Origin of the sequence: Prevotella sp. AM42-24, from assembly GCF_003461825.1 — a bacterium.
GTDB lineage: Bacteria > Bacteroidota > Bacteroidia > Bacteroidales > Bacteroidaceae > Prevotella > Prevotella hominis.
Genome location: NZ_QTXV01000027.1, coordinates 1 through 20,960, shown reverse-complemented (window position 1 = coordinate 20,960; position 20,960 = coordinate 1). Strand labels below are relative to the sequence as shown.

The following is a 20,960-nucleotide window of genomic DNA, read 5'->3' as shown; positions in this document are numbered from 1 at the left end:
TTTACTCCATTTTGTTGCATAATTCAAAAATAAGTTTTAAATTTGTATGCAAAAATAGAAAGAATAATCAAATTTTCCCATAAAAATAGGAACTTTTTCCTGTTTTAGTAGGATATTTAACTCACATAAACGGAATTTAAGCTATGTTTAATGGAAATTTAATATCAATGCTCCTAAAAGAGCAGAGAAAACAAGTCGGTGAAATGATCACTTTTGTGTTTGGCGGTAAGTCACACATCTCCAAATCTTACTTTAAGGACCGAACTTTCATTGACAGTCGCTATCTCGAAAAGTTATCAGAGTTTTTTCATATACCTATTCAGGATTTCTTTCTCTCTGATGAGGAATTTAAAGATAGAGAGAGTCAAACGAATGTTCATCACATCTCCAATTCGACGGTCAATATCAACTCAAGCCCGGAGATATTACTTGGTGTGATTGAGAATCAAAAGAAGATGCTGGAACAACAAGCGAGTGAAATAAACTGGCTTCGCAGTCAGTTTGAAAGTCTGACTCATAACTTATCAAAACCATGAAAATGGGGATAATTATCAACACTACATCTCGCAACTCATTCTACAACAGAGTATTGCGAGGTGTTTTATCGGTAACAAGTCGGCAAAATTTATCAAAAATCAAGACATTGGTGTATTGATTATCAGGACTTTACGAAAATAAAATGTCAAAAGTTCAATCCAGTAATCCCGACCATACTAAGAGTTTACTTCCCGTAAACTCTTCATTAGATCATATTTTAACTTTAAATGCGAAAACGATATGCTTAAACTAAAAGATTTCTTTTATCTACAGCGTAACGACCGACAAGCCATTCTGGTTCTGCTCGGTATCATCATCATTTGTCTTACTCTCATTATCATTGTGGGAAAAGTCAATACGAAAGAATCAAGTTTGGGAAACGACGATTCTGCAGATAATAACCCCAAAAGCATGACTGGCGATAATCACCAAGAATCATCAACTGCAGATAAAAACATTAGCGAAAAGCATCCTTTATATTATAAGGTAGAGGGAACAGTTCATGAGTTGTTTCCTTTCGACCCTAATACTGCCGACAGCACCCAGCTTCTCAAACTCGGTTTACAATCATGGCAAGTACGAAGTATCTATAGGTTTCGTGCTAAAGGCGGCATCTTCAGAGAAAAAACTGATTTTGCCCGTCTGTACGGACTTACCAAGAAACAATACGAAGTACTGGCACCTTATATTATAATAGGTGAAGATTACCGGCCTGCATCCGACTACTATGGAAATAGCAGAGGAGGCAAAGAAAGAGGCTATCAAAATTCTCCATACAAAAATGGTGCAAACACAAGTACGTATTCACAAGCAAACAATGGCGCTAATTCTACAAATGCTAATGGAAACAACATCTACAGTTATCCACAAAAACTGAGACCGGGGCAACACGTCATCGTCAACTCTGCCGACACAACAGAACTGATGAAAATTCCAGGCATTGGCAGTTATTATGCTAAAAGCATCAAAAGATACAGAGAACAATTAGGAGGCTTTGCATCCATTAACCAGCTGAAGGAAATAGATGGACTGCCAGAAGAAGCTCTGTCTTTCATCAAAATTACTCCTGGAGAAGTGAGAAAGTTGAATATCAATTCTCTCTCACTCAATCAACTTCGACGTCACCCCTACCTCAACTTCTACCAAGCGAAAGAAATTTGCGACTATCGACGGTTAAGAGGTCCTTTCAAAAGTCTGGAGGAACTAAAACTCCTCAAGAACTTTCCACCAGCAGAAATCGAGAGACTTAAGCCCTATATCATATTCTAAAAAAGGGTGCGTCACAGACTTATGACACACCCTCTTGGATTTCAAATCAAAACACTCCTAACTGATGCAGGAATATAGTTAATATACATAATGGACAAACGATACGCACCATAAAGAGATAAACACCGAAAAGAGAACCTTTCAAAGTTCCCCAATTCGTAAACTCATCTCTGACCACTTTCTTCGGCACATACCAACCTAAGAAAATACAGGTTGCAAAGGAACCCAGCGGCATAAACAACTGAGAAGTAAGATGGTCGCAGAAATCCAGGAAGTTCAAATGAAAGAGACTCAGTTCTGGCATGGCTCCACAAGATAAAGAACAGAAGATACCAATAATACAACAGGTGATAGTCTCTACCCAGGCACCCTTCTTGCGAGTTACTTTCAACTCCTCATAAAACATGGCAGTACCGATTTCGTGCATAGAAATAGTGGAAGTCAATGCTGCCAACACCAACAATGCGTAAAACAGTACAGAAATAACATACCCCACAACAGGCATAGAACCAAATGCCTGTTGGAAAACATTAGGCAAAGTGATAAAAATGAGTGAAGGACCACTATCCGGATTAACACCTACAGAGAATGCTGCTGGGAAAATCATCAGTCCCGCCATGATGGCAATAATCGTATCTATCAATGCTATCTGAGTGGCAGATTTCAAGAGATTGGTTTGTCTGCTAAAATAAGAAGCATAGGTACAAAGACAAGCGGTACCGAGGCTCAAGGAGAAGAAAGCCTGTCCCAAAGCCTCCAGCATCACATTCTCATCCACTTTTGAAAAATCAGGCTTCAACAGAAACTCTATACCCTTGAATGCACCAGGCAGAGAACAAGACGAGATGACCAAAACAATCAGTAAGACAAAAAGCATTGGCATCAATATTTTGGAAGCTTTCTCTATACCATTGCGCACACCTTTGACTACCACACAATGGGTAATCAAGATAAAAGCAATCGTCCAAAAAGTCGGTTTGATGGGATCAGAAGAGAATTCTACAAAATATTGCTTCACATAACTGACATCTCCATGAATACCTCCCAACAACGAAGCATAAAGATACTGCAGGCACCATCCTGCCACTACCGCATAAAAACCCAGGATAATCATGGACGTAACAACTCCCATGACACCTAATATTCCCCAAGGTTTTCCATTTGAAAGATTATGATAAGAACGCGCTGCATTAGCAGCAGAATGACGTCCGATAATAAATTCACCTACCATACCAGGAATACCCAGCATGAAGATACATACCAAGTAAATGAGAATGAAAGCAGCACCTCCATTCTGTCCAGTCATATAGGGAAAACGCCAGACATTTCCCAAACCTACTGCAGAACCAGCAGTAGCCAGAATGACTCCCAGCTTGGAGCCAAAACTTCCTCTATTTTCCATTTCGCTAAAATTCTAATGAGTACTCCATATTCATCATGGTAAAGTACTCATGGGTTATTAATTACAAGATTCCGTCCAGGATTCCCAATTGATTCAGGAACACCAAGAGAATTAGAATAGGACAAACGAACCGCACCAAAAACAGATAAATACCAAAAAGATTTCCCTTTAAGGTTCCCCAATTGGTAAACTCATCCTTCACTAACTTCTTCGGTACATGCCATCCGATGAACAAGCAGGTAAGGAAACCGGCTATAGGCAAGAAGATCTGTCCTGTAACAAAGTCAAACCAATCAAACAAGGTTTTACCCAAGAAGGTCAATGAATCTGTAGCACCCAAAGAGAGCGAACAGAAAGCACCGATAATTGCACAGGAAACCGTAACGATAATTGCTCCTTTCTTGCGGTCTATCTTCAGTTCTTCATAGAAGAAAGAAGTATTCACCTCATGCAATGACATCAGCGAAGTAAGTGCAGCCAATGACAAAAGTATATAGAACAACAAGGAAACAAGCCATCCCAGAACAGGAATAGAAGCAAAAGCCTCATTGAATACATTCGGCAAAGTGATGAAAATCAAAGAAGGACCACTATCTGGAGATACACCTACCGAGAACGCTGCAGGGAAAATCATCAGACCGGCAAGAATCGCGACCAGAAAATCGATGAGCGAGATCTGCAATGCCGATTTGAAGAGATTGGTTTGTCTGCTAAAATAGGATGCGTATGTACAGATACAGCCCATACCTATACTTAAGGAATAGAATGACTGTCCTAAAGCACCTAAGAAAACGCCTCTATCTACCTTTCCAAAGTCTGGTTTCAAAAGAAACTCAACACCTTTTCCTGCATCTGGCAACAGACAAGCAGCTGCCACGATGATCAGCAAAAGGATAAACAGGATAGGCATCATGATCTTAGATGCTTTTTCTATACCGCCTCTCACTCCATGAATAATCACGAAATGACAAATCAGGAAAATTACCACCGTCCACATGACAGGCCGGATTGGATCTGAAGAGAAATCCTTGAAGTAATTAGCCACAAAAGCTGGATCACCATGCAATTCTCCCATGACGCTGGCATAGACATATTGCAAGCACCAACCAGATACAACTGCATAATAACCCGTGATCAGGAATCCAGTAAGCACCTCCAGATATCCGATCCATTTCCATGAATTACCATTGGCCACTTTGGTATAAGCGCGAGCCGTATTGGATGCTCCATGACGACCGATGATAAATTCGGATATCATACAAGGAATACCCAACAGGAGTACACAACCAATATATACCAAAATAAAGGCGGCACCACCTTCCTGCCCAGCCATGTAAGGGAAACGCCATACATTACCAAGTCCAACAGCACCACCAGCTGTAGCAAGTATCAAACCAATCTTGCTACCAAAACTTCCTCTACTATTTTCTGTCATTTGAAATACTTTCTCTTTATACGAGTGCAAAATTATAAAATAATTCGCATTTAAACGTATAAATCGAAAGTAAATATCTCAAATTTGTTCACTTTTTGCAATTTTATGCCTTTTCAGATACTTTTTTATTACTTTTATTCCGAAAAAGCGACAGAAACCGTACCCCTTAACGATATTCTTCTGGTAGAGTATTGCGCCAAACCACAAAAGGGAAATTCAATAAATGTGAATTATAGAAGCGCTTATCACCAGTCACCTCCATTCCGATGAAATCCGGTTTCACGTAGGCTTCGTTTTCATCACTAAGTTCTACCTCAGCCATGACAAGACCTTGGTTGTCTCCATAGAACTCATCCACTTCAAAAGTATGCTTACCACTCTTCACCAGATAGCGACGTTTATCGATGACACCGCCCTTGCAAAGTTGCAAGAGATGTTGAGCCTCATCCATGGTGATTTCCTTTTCAAACTCATAACGCGTCATTCCTCCATTTACAGACTTACCTTTGATCGTAAGATAAGCCTTGTCATCACGCGTACGTACCCTCACCGTAGCTCCATCAGCAGGAATATAGCCCTGCTGAATATGGCTATTAGAAAAGGCGGCGCTTTTATATGCGTCGCCCTTCTTTACGAGGAATTTTCTTTCAATTTCTAATCCACTCATAGTTTCCATATTAGAAACAGGAAATCACAGATAAAGATAACTTCCCATTTCTGGTTCATAAATTATGCGATAGAAGATGCATAAATAGCGAAGATAATAGCCAAAGCTATCAACACGCCAAATATCCACTTGATGACTTTCTCACCTTTCGCAGCCTGCTTCTTCTCATAAGCAGCATGCTTTGCTCTTCTTAAGTCTTTATTACTACTCATAGTCTTTTAATATTAGGTTATTATTACTATTCTTCATTCTCGGAAGGGAATTCCATCAGGTATGCCTTGATAAATCCATCGATCTTACCATCCATTACACCATCAACATCCGATGTCTGATAATTGGTACGATGGTCTTTCACACGACGGTCATCGAAGACATAGCTTCGAATCTGACTTCCCCACTCGATCTTTTTCTTACCAGCCTCTATCTTAGCCTTAGCTTCGAGACGTTTCTTCATGGCACGGTCGTAGAGTTGACTCTTCAAAAGCAACAATGCCTTGGCACGGTTCTTCGGCTGGTCACGCGTCTCAGTATTTTCGATGAGGATTTCCTCTTCCTCACCCGTATCAGGATCCGTGTACCAATATCTCAATCGGACACCAGACTCTACCTTGTTGACATTCTGTCCACCCGCTCCACTGGAACGGAATGTATCCCAAGACAACTTGGCTGGATCTACAAACACTTCGATGGTATCATCTACCAATGGGGTAACGAAGACACTGGCGAAACTGGTCATACGCTTACCCTGAGCATTGAAAGGAGATACACGCACCAGACGGTGCACACCATTCTCACTCTTCAAGTAGCCGTATGCAAACTCGCCACCCTCAATCGTCATGGTAACACTCTTGATACCAGCCTCATCACCTTCCTGCATGTCGGTAATGGTCACCTTATATCCATGAGCCTCAGCCCAGCGCATATACATACGCATCAACATCGAAGCCCAATCCTGACTCTCCGTACCACCGGCACCAGAATTAATCTTGAGTACACAGTCCATAGGGTCCTCCTTCTGGCGAAGCATATTCTTCAATTCCAAATCTTCTATCGCCTTGATAGCCTTGTCATAGTCAGTATCCACTTCCTCTTCGGTCACCATCTCATCTTTATAGAAGTCGAATGCAAGTTGCAGTTCGTCAGCATAGAGACGTACTTGCTTATAGCCATCCAGCCATTTCTGGATGCCTTTTACTTTCTTCATCTGCTCCTGAGCATATTTAGGATCTTCCCAAAAGTCAGGAGCCTGAGTGCGGAGCTGTTCCTCCTCAAATTCTACTTTTTTCTGGTCTATATTCAGATAACGATGGAGAGCGTCAGCACGATCCATCACATCTTTCAACTGGTCAGCTGTTATCATTTTTATTACCTTATCCTTTAAATAACTTCCTGTTTCTTTTTCCGATACTTCACCATGAAGTTACTCTTCATACATCTTGTCTATCTCTGCCTTATAGTTTTTATTGATAACTGGTCGGCGAATCTTCAGCGTATTGGTCAACTCTCCTGCTTCCATAGAGAAATGGTGAGGCAAAAGCGTGATACGTTTGATCTGCTCATAATAAGCCAAATGCTGCTGAAGGATCTTGACGCGCTCCATCAACATCTTCTGTACCTTCTCGTTGGCACAAAGTTCTTCTCTTCCAGAGAAAGGAATATGATGTTCACGAGCCCAGTCTTCTACCAATCGGAACTCAGGTACAACCAAGGCAGAAACGAACTTACGCTGGTCTGCAATCACGGCTACCTGATCGATGAATTTATCCACCAAGAGCAGAGATTCTACCTGTTGAGGAGCAATATACTTACCATTCGAAGTCTTAAAGAGATCCTTGATTCGTTCAGTCAAGTACAACTCTCCGTCCTTCATATAGCCGGCATCACCTGTATGGAAGAAACCTTCCTCGTCAAACGCATTTGCATTTGTCGTATCACGATGGTAGTAGCCCTTGGTAATAGTAGGACCTTTCAACAAGACCTCATTGTCTTCACCTATCTTAATCTGAATATTAGAGATAGGACGACCTACGGAACCAATGGTGAATTTCTTATCCAGATGAACACAGGAAACCGTAGCAAGACTTTCGGTCAAGCCATAACCTACCACCATTCCGATACCAACAGAAAGGATGAATTCCTCAACTTCAGGACTCACGTAAGCACCAGCAGTAGGGAAAATATTAGGATTCTCCAAGCCCAACTGCTTGCGCACCATGCTCAAGACTGTCTTATTGACTACCTTATATTCAAGTTCAAGTGTCAAAGGAGGACGCTTACCATTGGCAAGATATTCCACATTACGCTTGCGGCCAACAGCCAAAGCGTGATTAAACAGTTTCTTTTTGAACGAAGGAGCCTCATCCATCTTAGCCTTCACAGCAATATACACTTTCTCCCAGAATCGGGGCACACTACACATACAAGTAGGATGAACCTCTCGCATGCTTTCCTGTATCTCATGAGGGTAAGTGTTGATAAAAAGTCGTGCACCTTCACTCAAGCAGAGGTAAGACCATGCACGTTCAAAGATATGTGTGAAAGGCAGAAAGTCGATGACACGGTCCTTCTCGGTGACAGGGACACACTCATCATTTGCCTTCAAGGCAGCATGATACTGTCCGTATGTAAGCATCACTCCCTTGCTATCACCAGTAGTACCACTGGTATAGAGGATATCAGCCAAATCATCCATATTTGCCTGCTTATAAAGTTCCTCCACTTCAGTCTGGCGAGGAAGATTCTCACCCAACTTGATGAAATCCTTGAAATATAAAGCTGCGGGATCATGAGTACTGATACGTACACTGGAATCAAAGATAACGATGCGTTCCAAAGATGGACAAAGCGCAAAAACACGATGGGCCTTGTCATACTGTTCCTGTTCACCTACGAAGAGGATACGCACTTGGGCATCGTTGACCATATATTGAATTTGTTGCTCACTACTTGTAGCGTAAAAAGGAATAGCACAAACTCTCACTCCGTATGCTCCAAAATCAGTATATAGATAATGTACACAGTTCTGTGAGAACACGGCAATCTTGTCCTGAGGCTTCAAGTTCAGGTTGAGCAATGCGTTGCTAACTTGTTTCACTCTCAGAGAGAACTGATTCCACGAAACAGTTTGCCATTGTTCACCGCCAAACTTCTTAAAAGTAAGCGCAGGTTTATCACCGTACTTTTTAGCCAAGTCGTGAATCAGTACTGAAAGATGACTATTGATTTGCATAAGCTATTGTTATTTATATGGGTGCAAAGATACGGCAAATAGAGGACAAAACAAAATAAAAATGGCATTTTTTCCATTTTGTCTGCTCTTTTTTTCGTAACTTTGCCACAGAATTCAAAAACGAGGGAGATTATGATGACACAAGAACAATTCACCAATGATGCCGTTGAGCTGCTGAAGAAGCTCATCGCCACCCCATCTGTAAGCCGTAATGAAAAGGATGCTGCAGATATCATGGAACAGACGATCCGCAGTTATGGTTTTGAACCTCAGAGGGAAGCCAACAATATTTGGGTGATTGACCCGCACTTTGATGAAAGCAAACCTACTTTGCTGCTCAATGCACATATTGACACGGTAAAACCTGTAGACTCATGGCAGCGCCACCCCTATGTTCCTACCATAGAAGGCGACCTTCTTTATGGTTTGGGCAGCAACGACTGCGGAGGCGGACTATGCTCACTACTACAGATATTCAGAATGCTTACAGAGAAGCCACAGAGCTATAACCTTATTTATCTGGCTTCTGCTGAAGAGGAAGTATCGGGCAAAGATGGTATCAGCCGTGCTCTACCGCTATTGCCTAAGATAGACCTCGCCATCGTTGGTGAGCCAACTGGCATGAATCCAGCTGTAGCAGAAAAGGGGTTAATGGTCTTAGATGTCATCGCTCATGGCAAGAGCGGCCATGCTGCCCGTAACGAAGGAGTAAACGCTATCTATGAGGCACTGGATGATATGCGCTGGATTCGTGATTACAAGTTTGAGAAAGTAAGCGAGTTCTTAGGTCCTACCAAAATGACATTAACGGTAGTGAATGCAGGTACTCAGCACAATGTGATTCCAGACAAGTGTACGATGCTGGTAGATATCCGCACCAATGAATTTTATGACAATGAGGAGGTCTATCATTTTATCTGCCAGCACTTGAAGAGCGAAGTAAAGGCTCACAGTTTCCGTTTGAAATCATCCCGTATTGATCCTGAGCATCCTCTTATTAAGAAATGTATAGCCATGGGGATGAAGCCTTTCGGCAGTCCTACCCTTAGCGACCAGGCTCTGATGCCATTTCCTTCCTTCAAGTTGGGACCAGGAGAGTCTTCCCGCTCCCATTCTGCTGATGAGTTTATCAAGATAAGCGAAATAGCTGAAGCTATCGCCAAATACAAAGAGCTCTTAGATGGCGCTGCCATCTAAGAGCTCTGCTCGATTCATCTATATTATATGTTTACCTGCAGAATTACTTCACTACCTGTTCAGTAGAGGCATTCTTGCCATTGATAGCAGTACCAGGAGTACCATCGTTGATAAAGAACTTAGCATTGAGGTATGCTGTAGGAATCATTGCCTTATACCATCCTGTCTTACCATTATGAGAAGCAGAAGCATCGTAAGTCATCTTTACACCTGGCCATGCGGTAGAAGATGTTTTACCATTATAGAAGTAGCAATAAACATTCTCCCAGTTGGAAGCGTTATCGAAGTAAACATACTCTGGATCAACGATCTCATCTTCATGTACCTTGGTCACAGTAGTGCTGTATGTTCCGTCAACATAGTAGCCGTGGTTGACAAACTCCACGTCAGCAGTTATCTTATTTCCATTACCATCCAAGAAAATGATTTGAGTAGGAGCACTTGTCTCGGTGCCATCATAAGTCCACTTGAAGACATTCTTTCCAGAAACGCTCTTACCTACAAGAGGCAACTTTTTATTGATAGCATCATTCCATTTACCAGCATGCTCAATTACAGGACTAACCTTGTCATTCCATACATATACGGCTGCTGCCGCATTAGATGTCTCCAAGAAACAGGAGATTTCATCAGCCTTGCCCAATTCTGGAACGTAAGCCTTCACCTTCTTGTAAGTGACCGAACCTGTTTCGGTCTTGCCATCCTTGTCGGTTGCACCCCAAGTGATAGTAACATTCTTACCATAAGCAACATCAGCACCTACAGTAAACTGCTTGGCAGCAGTAAAAGTCTGCTTAGCACCATCATTCACCTGAATCCAGGCAGAAACAGCATTCAAAGGAGTAGCAGTCACAGTGAGAGACTCATCAGAGAAGGCTGTACCATCAGCTGGATTGAAAACAACCTCAGGAGTCAGCACGATAGGACCAGCATTATAGATGACAGCAATACCTGACTCGCCAACATGACCAGAGATTGTAGAAGCATTGACGGTGAAAGCACCACCGCCTACCATATCCTTATAAGTACCAGACTTGAGCCACTTGCCGTCGCCAGCACCATTGGCTACAGTCACGTCACGGTCAGAACCACTTCCCAATACGATAATAGCGCCACTCTTACGAACCTGAGCACAAACGCCATTACCTTTTACATAATAGTTAGGCTCGCCGGCACAAACATTGTGCATGTGGTTTACCTGAGCCACTTCGGCATCTTTGAAGTGAACACTTCCCTTATCACCAAATTTGATATCATTCTTTGCCTTCTGAGCAGGACGGGAGAAATAAAGAGCGGTAGCACCATTATTACCAGCTACGACTGCATACGCACGGTCGATAACATTCTGACTCTTATTCTTTGACTCACCACCATCGTTGGCATAAGTATCATGGCTTTCACCCCAATAAACCAACTTTTCAGTCTTTGCCTTTCTCTGATTGAAATTACCTTCAGACTCGTTGATAGAACCACCGGCAAAGGAATTGGCAAATCCGTTACCATAACCATTATCAGTAATACTCATGTATGTCTGATACTCTGGGAAAAGGACATTATCATTACCACCAGTACCATCAAGGATCTCACCATAGTTGTACATGGTCTGATCCACCACATTCTTCATAAAAGAATCGCCTTCAGAAGGCAAACCGATGTGCTTGATAGCATCCCAACGGATACCATCCACGCCACAGGCTTTCAAGTCCTGGATGTACTGACTGATGATGGCTTGCACAGTAGGATTGTTGGTATCGAGGTCCCACATTCCAATCATACCAAATGTAACCTGATGGCGGTCATTCCAGTTACCCACACCAAATCGTTCATGATAAAGGCTCTCGTCCTTCAAGCGTTCAGCCACGTTAGGATGGTCGGTATGGTTGGCAACAACATCCACAATCACCTTAACACCATACTCATGAGCCTTAGCACAGAGAGCCTTCAGGTCAGCTTCAGTACCAAGACCATTACCTATCTTAAAGTCGTATGGACGATAAACATCATACCAGACGGATCCTTTACCTGCTCTTTCGTGAACAGGAGAAGTCTGAACTGCAGTAAAGCCTGCCTTGGCGATATTAGGAATTTCTTCCTGGATATCTGCCAACGTCCAGTCGAAACAATGAAGGATGACACCATCCTGAATATTGTCTTTAAGACCATATTTGTTGTCTGCGAAGATGTTGGATGCCATGGTGAACAGCATCACCAACATCAGAAGACCATAATTGATTGTCTTTTTCATAATCTGCTATTATTATCTGATGATTACTTTTTTACCATTGTGAATATAGAGACCAGCCTGAGTAGGCTTCTTGATGCGGATACCAGAGATGGTGTACCAAGCATCATTTGTTGTCTTCTTGACATCTGTCATAGTTGTAGTCTCGATAGCCGTTACAGTACCATTCACATAAACGGTTTCACCTGCAAGATTAGAAGCTGCTGCTCCATTATTAATAACGAAATAACCAGTAAAGAATGCCTGAGGAACTTCTACTGTATAATAACCTTTTTTGCCATTATACTCAGTTTCGTTGTCAAGTGACATTTTCATACCTGGCCATTCCTGCGCTGCAGTAGTACCATTGTAAATGTAGCAGTAAACATCCTTAAGATTGGCTGTACTATTGTCGAAGAAAACCATCACCTTGCCAGCAGGACCTTCAATCGTCTTGGTATATTTACCTTCTACGTAATAACCATGATTCTTGAATTCCTGATCACCGCCATTCAGCTTCTGCCCACCATCATGAGTAAAAATCACACCAGTAGGAATTTCAGTACCAGCTGTATATGTCCATTTAAAGACATTCTTGCCATCTTTAGTTCCCATCAAGGTCATGGCATCTCCAGGCCAAGCAGCAGTAGTAAACTGTTTAACCTTGTCATTCCAGGCCCAAATCTTGGCATTGTCATAACTTGTCTCCAAAAACACAGAGACCTCATCTTCAGTAACCGCTGGCGTATAGTCGTTTGCCATTACGGCAGCCGAAGAAGGCTGAACAACTAAGCCATTAAATGTCATGCCAAAAAGCAAGACAAGCAAGTTAAATAATAAGTAATTCTTTTGCATAATTAAGTTTAAGATATTTAGTTGCGAATTTATTCCGTTTGCAAAAATATCCATAAATTCCCTAACTATTAGCAAGATATTAAGAAATTCCCAAGTTTTTCGTGAGCAAACGTTTGCACAAATATCTGAACTTTTGAACAGGTTTTCAAGAAAGTGTTTCTTACAAAAAAAAATCCTTATATATAACAACAAAAGATGGCGGCCAACAAATTATGCAATTCGTTAGCCGCCACCCTATATTTTCTATCTTCCAAGCCAAGCTTCAGGATTCAGTTTTGCCGTTTCCTTACGCAACTGGAATTGGAGAATATGATCAGATCCTACAGCACCTAAAGCCTGACGAGCCGAAACTCGCTGTCCCTTATGAACGCTGACAGATTTCAAGTTACAATAGACAGAGATATAAGCACCATGACGAACAAGGACATTCCACATTCCTCCATATCCGAAGACAGCACTAACCTCACCATCATAAATGCTACGAGCCACACAACCAGGTTTACCTAAGATATTGATACCCTTATTATCCAGTGTGACGCCCTTTAAGCCTTCTACATTATATTGTCCGAAATGACTCACAATGCGATAACTGCCGCTAATCGGCATCGGCAAGCGACCACGATTAGACTCGAAACCACCACTCAACATACGGTCAACCGTACTCAGGGTAGCCGCTTCCTGCGCATCCTGTTTAGCCTCAGCAATTTCCTTCTTACTGCGCTCAGCATCAGCTTTAGCCTTCAACTCGGCAGCCTTACGATTAGCCTCAGCCTCACGGGCAGCCTGTTCAGCAGCAGCTTGTTTGGCAGCCTGTTCGGCAGCAGCTCTGGCAGCAGCTTCTGCAGCAGCACGAGCAGCAGCCTGAGCCTTTGCCTTTGCTTTAGCCTCAGCTTGTCGGGCAGCTTCCTCTTGAGCTTTCTTTGCAGCCTCCTGTGCCAATCTTGCTTCTTCAGCAGCCTTACGTCTTGCAGCCTCAGCAGCAGCTTCGCGTGCTTTTGCCTCAGCAATTCGTCGGGCATTTTCACGAGCAGCAGCTTCTGCAGCAGCTTTTTTACGAGCCAATTCTGCAGCTCGTTTTTTGGCTGCAGCAGCTGCAGCAGCCTTGCGTTTAGCCTCAGCTGCAGCACGGGCACGGGCTTTTGCAACTTCCTGTGCTATCAACCGATCAATCTGAGCATTGATGGCAGCATCCTTCTTGCGCTGGTCTGCAATAACAGCCTGAATAGTCTTCTGTTGCTTTTGAAGTCCCTGAACTACCACTTTCTGTTCCTGCTGTTTTCCTTCCAGTACAGTCTTCTCCTGTTTTCCTTTATACAACAGATTATTCTTATGACCCTTGACCGTCTGTAGTTGTCTGTGCTTGTCATTCACCTGGTTTTGTTTCGCCTTAACAGCTTCACCCTGAGCTTTTTGGAAAGCAGAATATTGACGGATGAAAGACAGGCGGCGATACATCTGAGACAAACTCTTGGCACTAAAAATAAACATCAGCTTCTCCTGTACCGAATGATGACGGCTCATATATCTCATCGAGCGGATATACTTGTTTTTACGGTCCTGCAACTGCTGTTCCAAGGTCTTGAGCTGGGCATTCAAAATACCGATATTGCCCTCAATATGCTGAATATCCTTCTGGATGCCTTCAATATTCTTCTGTCGCTGATCTATCTCACCATTGATAGCCATCAGGTCTTGCAAGCGTTTCTTCACATCCTCCTTATTCCTACGAAGAGCCAGTTCCTGCTCCCTGATTTTCTTTTGGATATTGGCACGCTGCCCCTGCAATCCTCTGATAGAAGCATTGCTATAAGTAGCAGCCTTTCTCTCTGCTTGAGAAGGGGTAGCATGAGTTGTTTTCCTGGCAACCGGCTTTCTTCTTACAACTTTCTTTTGAGGAGTCTTACGATCTGCCTTTTTGTGAGCAGTTACGGTCGCTTTCTTCCTCGTAGTTTTATGTTGCGCAAAAGGAGAAAGCGTAAAAGAAAGTGCTAATATGAATAATAATATACGTCTCATTACATATTCATGATTTTACTGAGGACATCCTCAGGAGATACCTTTTTATATTTATCTGACACCTTAGTCTCTGCCTCCCAATTACTATCTGTCTTTACCGCATTCATATCAATGTAAATCTGCATTTCTTTGTCAGATTTCGCCAAATCGGTCATAAACTTCAGTTTCAGAGAGGCTGGGAATTGTTTTACTCCTACATTCTTAAAATTGCTATAGTCTATATGAAGCACCGAATTGCTGTTGGCTGTCTTATACTTCACATCAGACTGTAAGATACGACCTGTATTACGGTCAGCACCCCAGGCGTAGGTCATGTTCCCCTGTTTGAAAGTAACTGGCACCACATCGCCGGCAGCATCCAAGTCGGCATCAAATTTCTTCAAGTCTGATTCAGAAACTCTCTGGTTACCAGGCAACAAGAGTTGATTCCAGAACAAGGCTTGCAAGGAATAGAAATTAACTCCCTGTTTCTTCAGGAAATCCACTTGATTGTAATCCGCCTTGATATATTCCTTGTGCAAACGGTCGATAATCAGCACATAGTCTGGAGTGAATTCCAGTCTGCCAACCTCTGTACCTAAGATAGGAATAAAAAGTTGGATACGAATCACCTGGTCCTTTCTCATGCGAAGAGCCCCTGGCACAGAAATGTCCTTGCTGCCCATCTGAAGACTGAACGACATATTGCCAACAATATTCTTAGAATAGACCTGGTTGTCAGAAACTTTCTGCACGAAGGCCAATTTCTTTAACGCTTCACTCTGATGTCCGCGACTGGAATTTGCATTCTGGGACTGGGAAGTAGAAGTCGAACCATTCCCTTCTACAACCTTCTTGGTACCACATGCACCCAGTAAAAGCGGCAGACAAAGAGCTATCACTTTGACGAAGTTTTTATTTTTTCTTTCCATTTCTCAATTTATTATTCTTTTTCGCACCACTTCGACTTTGAGATTTGCGATCAGGAGTTACAGTCGAACCACCTGTCATTCTCTTGATTTCTTCCTCCGTGATGTATCTTTTATTCTTAATTTTCGTCATGATACCTTCCGATTTATTGCCAGCATCATACGACTGTTTCCAAAACTTCAGAGCTTCTTCTGTTAGTCCATTCATAGCATAAATATCCCCAGCATGCTCGATGACGGTATTGTTGTTCTGAGTCGAATCCAGATTGGCAATAGCCTGGTCGATATAGATTTTTGCCTCATGATAACGCTCTTCCATGAAGAGAATCCAGGCATAGGTATCCAGATAAGTACCATTTTTCGGTTCCGCCTTGATGGTCTTAAAACTCATCTGCTCCGCCTTGTGCAACTCTTTTCCCTTCAAGCTGATATAATAAGCATAGTTATTGAGCGCAGCCACATTATCATCCTTCCATTGCAAACAGGAATCATAGGCAGCAAACGACTCATCTTCCAAGCCTTTCTTGTTCAAGATATCTCCCATAATCATATACAGGTCAGATACCAAGGCAGGTGAACTCTTTTCATTTATCTGTGCCAATCCCTTTCGGAAAGTCACGAGAGTAGCATCATCATCCCCTTTCATATAATGCGCCATTCCTCCAAAATAATAGAATACCATCTCATCAGGATTGTATGCCTGAGCCTGGTTGGTCATGTCAATAACCTCATCATATTTCTTTTGTTCCCATAGACTTTGTACCAGTTGCAAACGGGCACTCGCATGATCGGGAGCAATCGTCAGAACTTTCTGGAAAGCAGCATCTACAGAATCCTGCGGCATCTTCTTCAAGTCCATATAAGCAGCTCTCAGTTCTGCCAATTCACCAGAAGGTTTAGGCACATTGAGTATCTTCGTGAAGAGATTCAAGACCTCAGTCGAATCACCGCCATTACGTTCATTCTCCTGAATAAAAGAACGAATCATCACGATTTTTGTTTCCAATTCCGTATTTTTTCCCAGCAAGATACGGTCCAGCATCTGTCGTGCCTGTTCTTTCTGACCAGTAGCATTGTAATAATCATATAGCGAAGACTCCGCATAGGCATTGTCAGGTTCCTCCTTGAGAACATCCGTAAAGAGCTTATATGCTTCCTTTTGTCTGTCGTGCTGCATCAGCCAGTTACCCAACATCGTCTTATAGACCATATCAAGAGGGTGCTTATCAGAAAGGCTTTCCAATTCCCGATAAGCAGCTTTGCTATCCCCCATCATTTCATAGACACGCATTTTAGACAGGGTAAACTGCTCACTCTCGCCCTCTTCCTTTTCTAATCGGGCAATCGTAGAAAGCATTTTTTGGAAATCATTCTTCTGCTGATAAAGCTGGAGAAGAATGCGCAAAGCATCCGTATTATCATGATTATGCGCATAAATCAGCTCATACGAATCTATCGCTTTGTCATACTGTTGATTGCCAATATAGTACTGCGCCAGTCGCTCCGGATAGGTCTGGTTTTCAGGATTAAGACTAACAGCCTTTTCCAGACAGGCTAAAGCGATGGAGTCCTTTTTCATTTGTGAGTAATACACCGACTGGAAATAATACACCTCAGCCGCATGGGGATTGATGGCACGGGCATGCTCCAACAAGTCGAAGGCAGCACTATAGTTGCCTGCACCTTGTTGGCGAATGGCCTCCAGGAAGAAGTAATCAAAGCGTTTCTTATCATTTGCAGGAATTGTATCCTGTTCAGCAGCAACAGCTTTAATTTGCTTTTTCTTACGCGCCAAAGATGGCAAAGTGGCAGTTCCGAGCAACAGAGCCACCATTCCCAAAGCTATATATTTAGCACTAATCTTCACGTTAATCGTTTCCTCTTAAAAAATATTGATTTAACACCAGAATACCTTATATTCTTATTTGACTCCAGTATGTCCATATCCGCCTTCGCCACGTTCAGTTTCATCAAGACTTTCCACCTCAACGAATTCCCCTTGTTCGTGCTTGGCAATAACCATTTGTGCAATACGCTCCCCCTCATTTATAACGAAATCTTCCTGAGAGAAATTGATGAGCAATACCATGATTTCACCACGATAGTCTGCATCGATTGTTCCAGGAGTATTGAGCACGGTAATGCCATGCTTCAGAGCAAGACCGCTGCGAGGGCGAATCTGCGCCTCCAATCCTGCAGGCAAAGCCATATAAAGTCCTGTAGGCACAAGTCTTCTCTCCATGGGATGGAGTACGATAGGCTCGTCAAAGTTAGCACGCAAGTCCATGCCCGCACTCTGAGGTGTGGCGTATGTTGGCAGAGGCTGGCGCCCCTTGTTGATAATCTGGATTTTAATCATAATTACACTTTTAAATATTTCAAGTTGCTTGGCTTTTTAAAGTAAAGCACAGCATAGATTGTGCAAAAATACTGCTTTTTGAGCACAATAAGGAATTTTTGAAAGAAAAATGCAAGATTTTAAACAAAAATAAGTGCTTTTTATTTTGCATTATGCAAATAAAGGTGTATTTTTGCGTCATGGAATGGAAAAAACTCATATCAAACAAGCGTTTCGGACAAGAGCATAAGCATGCCGAGCGCCATGACGATCGCTCTGAATTCAAGCGCGATTACGATCGCCTTATTTTCTCCTCAGCTTTCCGTCGCTTGCAAAACAAAACCCAGGTATTCCCTCTACCAGGTAGCATCTTCGTGCATAACCGCCTCACCCATAGTCTGGAAGTGGCGAGTGTCGGAATGTCGCTTGGCAACGATATTTCCCGCCGCATCATAGAGAAACGTCCTGAATTAAAAGACACTCTTTTCGAAGAAATCGGCACCATTGTGAGTGCAGCCTGTCTTGCCCACGACTTAGGCAATCCTCCATTCGGCCATTCAGGCGAGAAAGCCATCCAGACCTTTTTTACTGAAGGAGCAGGACTTGCTGTTAAAGACAAGGTTAGCAAGAAGTTTTGGGACGACATTACCCATTTTGAGGGAAATGCCAACGCCTTCCGCATCCTTACTCATTGTTTTAAGGGAAGACGTCAGGGCGGTTTTGTGATGACCTATTCCATGCTTGCTTCCATCGTGAAATATCCATTTGCCAGCAGTCTGGCTGGAAGTCACGGCAAGTTCGGTTTTTTCACTTCCGAGACAGAATCGTATCAGAGAATCGCGGAAGAATTGGGCATTACCTGTTTTTCCCAACCTGGCGAACCACTCAAGTATGCCCGTCATCCCTTAGTATATATGGTAGAGGCTGCAGACGACATCTGCTACGAAATCATGGATATTGAGGATTCCCACAAGTTGAAAATCCTATCATTCAAGGAAACAGAAGAGTTGCTTTTAGCTTTCTTTGATGAGGACACCCAGCGCAGGATTCGACAGCGCATAATCGACGAAGGGGTAACTGATGAAAACGAAAAGGTGGTTTATATGCGAGCCAGCGTTATCGGCAGACTGGAGAACGAATGCGTCAAGACCTTCATTGAGCATGAGGACGAAATACTTGCCGGTACTTTCCAGGGGAGCCTCATCGACCATATTGCAGAGCAACAACGCAATGCCTACAAGCAATGCGAAAAGATTTCCTTTGCCAAGATTTACCACAGCAAACCAGTACTTGACATAGAACTGTCTGGTTATAAAATTATGGCTACGCTGATGGAGGTGTTTATTGATGCCGCCATCAACCCGACCCGTTTCTATTCCCAGCAACTCATCCGCCGTGTAAGCAGCCAATACGACATCAACAATCCCGATTTGGAAGAGCGCATCATGGCCGTGATAGATTACATCAGCGGCATGACAGATATCTACGCATTAGACATCTATCAGAAAATCAATGGTATCAGTTTGCCGATTGTGTAATCCGTTTTCATCACATCGGGAACGAAAGTTTCAGGAAAAAAGTTTGGGTTTGTTTCTTCTTTGGATAAAAAGAGGCGAAAGAGACATGCTCCACTGTCATTCGTCTATAATTCGTATAAATATCTAAATTGGAAAAAGCGTACCCCAAAGAAAGCGAGATTTTTGGGAAGCCAAGCCTAAACAGTGCTTTAGTTTCCCAAAAACACCATCTTCCTCTTCCAGTAAACTTCACAGAACTTTTTGCATCATTTGTTTGAGAATTATAGTAATCTACACTTACCATATCCGTAGGGATTTGCATTTTCAATCCTGCCTCTCCCTCCAAGCATAACCTTGCCTTTCCAATGATCAATAAAGCAGGAGTTCTCAACGTAACAGTTGGTTCCAAGAAAAATTTCTTTATCTTAACATCATCATCCGCCATTCGCCAACTCGTCCATTTACCATCATTCAAATCCCCCGACGGCACCTCATCACAAAAATATTGCTGATAGAAACCAACACCTGCTCCTATCGCAACATTCTGTGTCAAGAAGTAACGATAAGAAGCCTCCAACTCATAAGCATCGTTAGTATCCAATCCTACAGAGACACCAACTTCATTTTTATAAATTTCCTCTGCCTTGGCACTAATAATAACCATAAGCACCAAGAAAATCAAATACACACGTTTCATCTACTCTTATTATTTTCTGCAAAGACAAAAGTACAAATAAAATCTGAAAAACTCTATACTTTTTGTTTTTTTTTCGATTATTGTGCATTTTGATGCTCTTTTAGCTCCAATCAACAATAGATTTCATCTTGGGATAGAGATGCACATTGTTTGGTAATCAATATAGTGCGATTTCACGCACTCTGTTCTTTAAGAAATATGTACAAAAAGAAATGTCGCTTTGCAAGCAAAATTCCACTAAACCCTATAGATTGCGGATTGAGGGAAAATAATCGAAAATTTGAAGAGCGAAACGAGAGAAACCCATCACCCTTCACCAGCGCATTATAAGCACCGGACACCCAAGCGGTTACAAGGAAAATAACTTAAAATCACCCTTCACCACCCTTCATCTCAATCTAAAAAATGCATTTAGCCTAAAAACCTTCTATGAAGGCTAAAGTTAGTCGTTTATTAAGACCAAGAGTGGTCGTCTATTAAGGCAAACTCCGGTCTTAATAGACGACAGAACAGACTCATAAGAGGAGGCTAAATTCAAAAATTAAATGTCTTCATTTTTCACTATTAGCATATTTCAAATAAAACGAAGAACCCGTCAATTCAAGCTAAAAAAGGGCAAAAAACGACAAAAAAGTAAGCGGCTCCGCGTTTATACCATTGTAGCTTTCTCGT

General features: G+C 42.4%; 17 protein-coding genes. 4 read left to right on the top strand and 13 right to left on the bottom strand.

Annotation, left to right across the window (positions count from 1 at the left end; genetic code table 11):
* Positions 1-143: 143 nt before the first annotated feature.
* Together DW917_RS09395 and DW917_RS09390 are read left to right on the top strand one after the other, a co-directional pair.
* Complete coding sequence (locus DW917_RS09395; RefSeq protein WP_118118107.1) at positions 144-536, top strand: hypothetical protein; 393 nt, start codon at positions 144-146, stop codon at positions 534-536.
* A gap of 241 nt (positions 537-777) precedes the next feature.
* Positions 778-1,806, top strand: a complete 1,029-nt coding sequence (locus DW917_RS09390) for a helix-hairpin-helix domain-containing protein (protein WP_118118105.1) — start codon at positions 778-780, stop codon at positions 1,804-1,806.
* A gap of 46 nt (positions 1,807-1,852) precedes the next feature.
* Here DW917_RS09390 and DW917_RS09385 read toward each other — a convergent pair whose 3' ends face one another.
* The 6 genes from DW917_RS09385 to DW917_RS09365 form a co-directional block, all read right to left on the bottom strand.
* Positions 1,853-3,208, bottom strand: a complete 1,356-nt coding sequence (locus tag DW917_RS09385; RefSeq protein WP_118118103.1) for a sodium-dependent transporter — start codon at positions 3,206-3,208, stop codon at positions 1,853-1,855.
* Positions 3,209-3,269: 61 nt separating this feature from the next.
* Entirely contained in the window at positions 3,270-4,643 is a 1,374-nt protein-coding gene (locus tag DW917_RS09380; protein WP_118118101.1) for a sodium-dependent transporter, read from the bottom strand.
* A 166-nt stretch (positions 4,644-4,809) separates the two neighbouring features.
* A complete protein-coding gene (locus DW917_RS09375) occupies positions 4,810-5,310 on the bottom strand; it encodes a CYTH domain-containing protein (RefSeq protein ID WP_118118169.1) in 501 nt (166 codons plus the stop codon).
* 62 nt (positions 5,311-5,372) lie between these two features.
* Entirely contained in the window at positions 5,373-5,522 is a 150-nt protein-coding gene (locus DW917_RS17530) for a hypothetical protein (protein ID WP_167639464.1), read from the bottom strand.
* 26 nt (positions 5,523-5,548) lie between these two features.
* Positions 5,549-6,670 (bottom strand): peptide chain release factor 2, encoded by a 1,122-nt coding sequence (prfB, locus tag DW917_RS09370; protein ID WP_022110146.1) that lies wholly within the window; start codon positions 6,668-6,670, stop codon positions 5,549-5,551.
* A 60-nt stretch (positions 6,671-6,730) separates the two neighbouring features.
* Positions 6,731-8,539: a long-chain fatty acid--CoA ligase gene (locus DW917_RS09365; RefSeq protein ID WP_118118099.1), complete on the bottom strand. Its 1,809-nt coding sequence runs from the start codon at positions 8,537-8,539 to the stop codon at positions 6,731-6,733.
* Positions 8,540-8,671: 132 nt separating this feature from the next.
* Here DW917_RS09365 and DW917_RS09360 point away from each other — a divergent pair, with 132 nt between their 5' ends.
* Positions 8,672-9,736 carry a M20 family metallo-hydrolase gene (locus DW917_RS09360; RefSeq protein ID WP_118118097.1) on the top strand — a complete coding sequence of 355 codons (1,065 nt, stop codon included), beginning with the start codon at positions 8,672-8,674 and terminating at the stop codon, positions 9,734-9,736.
* A 43-nt stretch (positions 9,737-9,779) separates the two neighbouring features.
* Here the strand turns inward: DW917_RS09360 and DW917_RS09355 are convergent, their stop codons facing one another.
* The 6 genes from DW917_RS09355 to dut form a co-directional block, all read right to left on the bottom strand.
* A complete protein-coding gene (locus tag DW917_RS09355; RefSeq protein ID WP_118118096.1) occupies positions 9,780-11,981 on the bottom strand; it encodes an alpha-amylase family glycosyl hydrolase in 2,202 nt (733 codons plus the stop codon).
* Between the two features lie 12 nt (positions 11,982-11,993).
* Positions 11,994-12,764, bottom strand: coding sequence for a starch-binding protein (locus tag DW917_RS09350; RefSeq protein WP_158570106.1), 771 nt, complete (start codon positions 12,762-12,764; stop codon positions 11,994-11,996).
* Between the two features lie 291 nt (positions 12,765-13,055).
* Positions 13,056-14,828, bottom strand: coding sequence for a murein hydrolase activator EnvC (locus tag DW917_RS09345; protein ID WP_118118092.1), 1,773 nt, complete (start codon positions 14,826-14,828; stop codon positions 13,056-13,058).
* Positions 14,828-15,739, bottom strand: coding sequence for a DUF4292 domain-containing protein (locus DW917_RS09340; RefSeq protein ID WP_118118090.1), 912 nt, complete (start codon positions 15,737-15,739; stop codon positions 14,828-14,830). Before DW917_RS09340 ends, DW917_RS09345 begins: the two co-directional genes overlap by 1 nt.
* The gene (locus DW917_RS09335; RefSeq protein WP_233524690.1) at positions 15,723-17,603 is read right to left on the bottom strand and encodes a tetratricopeptide repeat protein; all 1,881 of its coding nucleotides are present in this window, start codon (positions 17,601-17,603) and stop codon (positions 15,723-15,725) included. The genes DW917_RS09340 and DW917_RS09335 overlap by 17 nt, the downstream gene beginning before the upstream one ends.
* Positions 17,604-17,657: 54 nt before the next feature.
* Positions 17,658-18,095, bottom strand: coding sequence for a dUTP diphosphatase (gene dut / locus DW917_RS09330; RefSeq protein WP_118118089.1), 438 nt, complete (start codon positions 18,093-18,095; stop codon positions 17,658-17,660).
* A gap of 179 nt (positions 18,096-18,274) precedes the next feature.
* Between dut and DW917_RS09325 the strand changes: the two genes are divergently transcribed.
* Positions 18,275-19,612 (top strand): deoxyguanosinetriphosphate triphosphohydrolase, encoded by a 1,338-nt coding sequence (locus DW917_RS09325; protein ID WP_118118087.1) that lies wholly within the window; start codon positions 18,275-18,277, stop codon positions 19,610-19,612.
* Positions 19,613-19,622: 10 nt separating this feature from the next.
* Here DW917_RS09325 and DW917_RS09320 read toward each other — a convergent pair whose 3' ends face one another.
* A complete protein-coding gene (locus DW917_RS09320; RefSeq protein WP_118118085.1) occupies positions 19,623-20,288 on the bottom strand; it encodes a hypothetical protein in 666 nt (221 codons plus the stop codon).
* Positions 20,289-20,960 lie beyond the last annotated feature (672 nt).

Coding starts and splice junctions, on each gene's coding strand:
- DW917_RS09395 (WP_118118107.1), top strand. CDS start 144: ATGTTTAATGGAAATTTAATATCAATGCTCCTAAAAGAGCAGAGAAAA.
- DW917_RS09390 (WP_118118105.1), top strand. CDS start 778: ATGCTTAAACTAAAAGATTTCTTTTATCTACAGCGTAACGACCGACAA.
- DW917_RS09385 (WP_118118103.1), bottom strand. CDS start 3,208: ATGGAAAATAGAGGAAGTTTTGGCTCCAAGCTGGGAGTCATTCTGGCT.
- DW917_RS09380 (WP_118118101.1), bottom strand. CDS start 4,643: ATGACAGAAAATAGTAGAGGAAGTTTTGGTAGCAAGATTGGTTTGATA.
- DW917_RS09375 (WP_118118169.1), bottom strand. CDS start 5,310: ATGAGTGGATTAGAAATTGAAAGAAAATTCCTCGTAAAGAAGGGCGAC.
- DW917_RS17530 (WP_167639464.1), bottom strand. CDS start 5,522: ATGAGTAGTAATAAAGACTTAAGAAGAGCAAAGCATGCTGCTTATGAG.
- prfB (WP_022110146.1), bottom strand. CDS start 6,670: ATGATAACAGCTGACCAGTTGAAAGATGTGATGGATCGTGCTGACGCT.
- DW917_RS09365 (WP_118118099.1), bottom strand. CDS start 8,539: ATGCAAATCAATAGTCATCTTTCAGTACTGATTCACGACTTGGCTAAA.
- DW917_RS09360 (WP_118118097.1), top strand. CDS start 8,672: ATGATGACACAAGAACAATTCACCAATGATGCCGTTGAGCTGCTGAAG.
- DW917_RS09355 (WP_118118096.1), bottom strand. CDS start 11,981: ATGAAAAAGACAATCAATTATGGTCTTCTGATGTTGGTGATGCTGTTC.
- DW917_RS09350 (WP_158570106.1), bottom strand. CDS start 12,764: ATGACATTTAATGGCTTAGTTGTTCAGCCTTCTTCGGCTGCCGTAATG.
- DW917_RS09345 (WP_118118092.1), bottom strand. CDS start 14,828: ATGAGACGTATATTATTATTCATATTAGCACTTTCTTTTACGCTTTCT.
- DW917_RS09340 (WP_118118090.1), bottom strand. CDS start 15,739: ATGGAAAGAAAAAATAAAAACTTCGTCAAAGTGATAGCTCTTTGTCTG.
- dut (WP_118118089.1), bottom strand. CDS start 18,095: ATGATTAAAATCCAGATTATCAACAAGGGGCGCCAGCCTCTGCCAACA.
- DW917_RS09325 (WP_118118087.1), top strand. CDS start 18,275: ATGGAATGGAAAAAACTCATATCAAACAAGCGTTTCGGACAAGAGCAT.
- DW917_RS09320 (WP_118118085.1), bottom strand. CDS start 20,288: ATGAAACGTGTGTATTTGATTTTCTTGGTGCTTATGGTTATTATTAGT.